This window comes from Brunnivagina elsteri CCALA 953 (assembly GCF_002289455.1).
Classification (GTDB): domain Bacteria; phylum Cyanobacteriota; class Cyanobacteriia; order Cyanobacteriales; family Nostocaceae; genus Brunnivagina; species Brunnivagina elsteri.
This window is the reverse complement of record NZ_NTFS01000680.1, coordinates 1-1,949: the sequence shown is the minus strand read 5'-3', so window position 1 is coordinate 1,949 and position 1,949 is coordinate 1. Positions and strand designations below refer to the sequence as shown.

The following is a 1,949-nucleotide window of genomic DNA, read 5'->3' as shown; positions in this document are numbered from 1 at the left end:
TTGAAACCCTTGCAGTCAGAGTGTTTTACAATTCTTAACGAATCTGGTGAGCGCTGAAATGGCGCAAAATCGTTTCAAAATGAGAATTGCTGTCCAAACCCTAGCTTTGTCCAAAGGGTGGTCGAAATCGTAAACGATGCTACAACTTCCTTGAATGATAATGCGATCGCAGTAGCTGTTATCATCACTTTTTTTAGCTGTGATTACAGGAACGTATTTTCCATCCTTGTCTTTCTTGCCGAATAAAGACGTATTCACGTGGATTCGGGATAAAGCTTGCTTCCTAAGCTGTTTCCAAGTTGGTTTAGGACCCCGTTTGCAAGTTGTAATTACAGGCATACCGTTGATTATAGGAATAATCCAAATATTACTGACCTTAAATGCATTGCGAACTCGACCAGCAGCCAGTAAATATCGCAAACGACGGGCACAAATACCTAATAACTTAGATGCTTCGGTTGTTCCAACCATTGATTCCTCCTCACTTATCCGACAACGGAACAGTTAAAAATCATTATTTCTTGAGGAAGGAAATTTACTGGGAATCTTAAGGTATTTTTAATTTTTCCGTGGCAAAATACTTTTCATATCCGATTCTGCTCTTTAATAATCGTTTAAGATAAGCTGAAGTAAATGGGAAAGTTGCCAAAAGTTATAGTGAAGATGAAACTGGCAAAAAGAGTTAGTCAGGTAACGCCTTCAATTACGTTAGCGATCGCCGCGAAAGCTAAGGCTATGAAGGCTGAGGGAATTGATGTTTGTAGCTTTAGTGCTGGTGAGCCAGATTTTGACACCCCAGCGCACATCAAAGCGGCAGCCATTAAAGCTTTAGAAGATGGAAAGACTAAATATGGTGCTGCATCTGGGGAACCAGGTTTGCGGGATGCTATTTCGCGAAAATTGCAGCGCGAAAATGGTCTGAATTACAAAGCAGAAAATATTATCGTCTGCAATGGTGGTAAACATTCGCTATATAATCTGATACTTGCATTAATAGAAGCAGGTGATGAGGTAATTATCCCTGCACCCTACTGGTTAAGCTATCCAGAGATGGTGACACTAGCAGGTGGAAAGTCAGTAATTATAAACACAGATGCGGCAACAGGATACAAAATTACCCCCGCACAATTACGCCAAGCGATAAATCCTAAAACCAAGTTATTCATTTTGAACTCACCATCAAATCCAACCGGGATGGTGTACACACCTGATGAAATCAAGGCATTAGCGGAAATCATTGTTGAAAAGGATATTTTGGTGGTTTCCGACGAGATTTACGAAAAAATTCTTTATGACGGAGCAAAGCACGTCAGTATAGGCACATTTGGGGAGGAAATATTTAAACGTACCATAATTAGCAATGGTTTCGCTAAAGGTTATTCGATGACAGGATGGCGGATTGGTTACTTAGCAGGACCATTAGAATTAATCAAAGCTACAACCACTATTCAAAGCCATAGTACATCCAACGTATGTACATTTGCTCAATATGGTGCGATCGCAGCTTTGGAAGGTTCCCAGGATTGCGTTGAGGAGATGCGTCTGGCTTTTGCCAAACGTCGAGAAGTCATGTATACGCGTCTCAATGCTATCCCCGGTTTAAGTTGTCCCAAACCAGAAGGTGCTTTTTATCTCCTCCCCGACATCAGTAAAACTGGATTAAAGTCTCTAGACTTCAGCAATGCCTTACTTGAAGCATATAAAGTTGCAGTCATCCCCGGTATTGCCTTTGGACTAGATGATACAGTTCGCCTTTCCTATGCTACTGACATGGCAACAATCGAAAAAGGCATGGATAGATTGGAGAAGTTTGTCAAATCAAAGATTTAGAAAATAATTAGAAATGTAGAGACGCGATATATCGCGTCTCTCTATAGAACCCATTTGATATCTCAAGAGGAGGCTAATCTGCGTAGTAAGAGTCGGAGAAAGCAAAGATGAATTTTGGT

The 1,949-nt window shown here is 40.8% G+C and carries 2 protein-coding genes; one reads left to right on the top strand and one right to left on the bottom strand.

All coding sequences use genetic code 11. The annotated features are described in order from the left end of the window. Positions 1 to 15 precede the first annotated feature (15 nt). The gene (locus CK510_RS29810; RefSeq protein ID WP_211293355.1) at positions 16 to 471 is read right to left on the bottom strand and encodes a DNA-binding protein; all 456 of its coding nucleotides are present in this window, start codon (positions 469 to 471) and stop codon (positions 16 to 18) included. A 192-nt stretch (positions 472 to 663) separates the two neighbouring features. On the opposite strand from CK510_RS29810, the gene CK510_RS29805 reads away from it, so the two are divergent. Next, entirely contained in the window at positions 664 to 1,830 is a 1,167-nt protein-coding gene (locus CK510_RS29805; protein WP_095725046.1) for a pyridoxal phosphate-dependent aminotransferase, read from the top strand. Positions 1,831 to 1,949 lie beyond the last annotated feature (119 nt).